Origin of the sequence: Devosia submarina (assembly GCF_003056345.1) — a bacterium.
Lineage (GTDB): Bacteria > Pseudomonadota > Alphaproteobacteria > Rhizobiales > Devosiaceae > Devosia > Devosia submarina.
Window position 1 is genome coordinate 1 of record NZ_PYWB01000026.1, and the last position, 2,539, is coordinate 2,539.

At 64.7% G+C, this 2,539-nt stretch carries 2 protein-coding genes; both read left to right on the forward strand.

The window, feature by feature from the left end:
• Positions 1–128 precede the first annotated feature (128 nt).
• Entirely contained in the window at positions 129–1,037 is a 909-nt protein-coding gene (locus DDE77_RS19190; protein WP_108399093.1) for a tyrosine-type recombinase/integrase, read from the forward strand.
• A 3-nt stretch (positions 1,038–1,040) separates the two neighbouring features.
• Entirely contained in the window at positions 1,041–2,243 is a 1,203-nt protein-coding gene (locus tag DDE77_RS19195; RefSeq protein WP_108399094.1) for an IS91 family transposase, read from the forward strand.
• Positions 2,244–2,539 lie beyond the last annotated feature (296 nt).

Sequence of the window (2,539 nt, forward strand, 5' to 3'; positions counted from 1 at the left end):
GGAACTAACCCGCTGCGCGGGAGGGTGCGCGCGGTGAGATAACGGCAAGGCACCGGTCGCAACGGCTTGGTTGAGGATCGCCTGGTTCAGGAGTTCCCTTTTGGCTCCTTCAACCCAGGAGCCGAACGATGACGACGCCACTCCCCAACACCCCTGTCAGCCCGCTGCGACAAAAGCTGATCGACGACATGACCATGCGCCACTTCTCGGTGGCGACCCAGCGCAACTACATCCGTGATGTGGGGCGCTTCGCCAGCTTCCTGCGGCGACCGCCAGATTCCGCGACCACCGAGGATGTTCGCCAGTTTCAGCTGGCCCAGAGCGAGGCCGGCGTACCGGTCCCCACCATGAACAGCGTGGTCTCGGCGCTGCGGTTCTTTTTCACCAATACCCTCGATCGGCCCGACTTGGCGCGCAAGCTGGTGCGGGTGAGCCGCCCCCGCAATTTGCCGGTGGTATTGAGCCGTGACGAGGTGGGGCGCCTGCTCAATGCCACCACCAGTCTCAAGCACCAGGCAGCGCTGTCAGTTGCCTACGGCGCAGGATTGCGCGTTGGCGAAGTAGCCATGCTCAAGGTGCGCGATATCGACAGCGAACGCATGCTGATCCGGGTCGAGCGCGGCAAAGGCGGGCAATATCGCAACGCCATGCTCTCACCCGATCTGCTCACCCTGCTGCGCCAGTGGTGGCAGGTCGGCCATCGCCAGGGCGTGCTGCACCGCGACGGCTGGCTGTTTCCGGGCCAGCACGCCCTCAAGCCGATCAGCACCAGGCAACTCTATCGTGTGGTCGTCGAGGCGGCTCATGCGGCCGAGATTACCAGGCGCGTTGGGCCGCACACATTGCGGCACAGCTTTGCCACCCATCTCCTGGAGGACGGCGTCGATATCCGCATCATCCAAGCGCTGCTCGGTCACGCCAAGCTGGAGAACACGGCCCTCTACACCAAGGTGGCAACGCGCACGGTGCGGGCTGTGACCAGTCCGCTCGACCGCCTAGGCATCTTCGTTCCCACGGAGGAACCACCCGACCCCTGAGCGGTGCGCCCCACCATCGAGGTCGCCGATATCTTCCGGGCTGCCGGTCCAGCCTATCGCGCGGACCATGCCGGGCACCTGAGCCTCAGCCAGCTCAAGGTCATGTCGGCGATCGAGACCTGCCGCACCGCTGCGCTTGGTGGTCACGTCGAAGCCTGTTCCGACTGCGGGCATCAGCGGATCGCCTACAACTCCTGCCGCAACCGGCACTGTCCGCGGTGCCAGGGCGCAGCGGCACGCACATGGTTGGAGGCCCAGGAGGCCAATCTCTTGCCGGTCGGGTACTTCCACGTCGTCTTCACGCTGCCCGCGGAGATCGCCGACATTGCCTTCCACAACAAGGCGCTGGTCTATGACCTGCTGTTCAAGGCGGCGTCTGAGACCATGCTGACGATTGCCGCCGACCCAAAACATCTGGGCGTCCGCATCGGCATCACCGCCGTGCTTCACACCTGGGGTTCGGCCATGACCCACCATCCGCACATCCACATGATCGTGCCCGGCGGCGGCATCGCGCCGGAGGGGCGATGGATCTCGTCGCGCCCGGCCTTCCTGCTGCCGGTGCGGGTGCTCGGGGCGCTGTTCCGCCGGTTGTTCCTGAGCAGGTTGCTCGACCTCCATGATGCCGGAAAGCTCGCCTTCTTCGGCAAACTGGCAGGGATCAGCGACCGCCGTGCCTTCCAGCGTCATCTCGCGCCGGTCCGCAAAAAGCGTTGGGTGGTCTATGCCAAAGCGCCCTTTGCAGGGCCTGAGGCGGTGCTCGCCTATCTCTCGCGCTATACCCATCGTGTGGCGATCTCGAACAGCCGCCTCCTCGGGTTCGACGGATCCAAAGTCACCTTCCGCTATAAGGATTATCGCCGCGGCGGCGTCGAGCGGCAGCAGGTCATGACCCTGGCCACCGACGAGTTCATCCGCCGCTTCCTGATCCACGTTCTGCCCCGCGGGTTCCACCGCATTCGGCACTACGGCCTGCTCGCCGGCTCCGCTCGCAAGGAGAGCCTTGCCCAGGCACGCAACATGTTGAGGGTGGCGCCGGCAACGGACGAACCGCCGACCGAGGAGGTTGCCCCAGATCCTCACCTGACTTGTCCTTGCTGCGGCGGTACCATGGTGATCATCGAGACCTTCGCTGCATGGTGCCAATCGCGGGCCCCGCCGACCGCCCGACCATCAACCCGGGAGACTGTCCATGACCCGGCATAACCGATTGCGAGCTCAGACCGCGATAACACCATCGCAGCCTGCGAGAGACCTCGCGCCCCTCCATACATGGATCGTCATCTCACGCTCGCTCGGCCCTACCTGTCGCGGCAGACTTCAACTCAACAGCCGCAACATTGACCTGTTCAACCCTAGCGCTGCAGCCCCATCACACCATCCGGGCGGCCCCCAGACTGGCCAAATCGAGAAAAATCCATAGCCCCCATTCCCGTAGGTCGCGGGTTCGTTCTTCGGGGACTTTCGGGCGCCTGTCGGCAGCCGAAACTCTTCACGGGAGC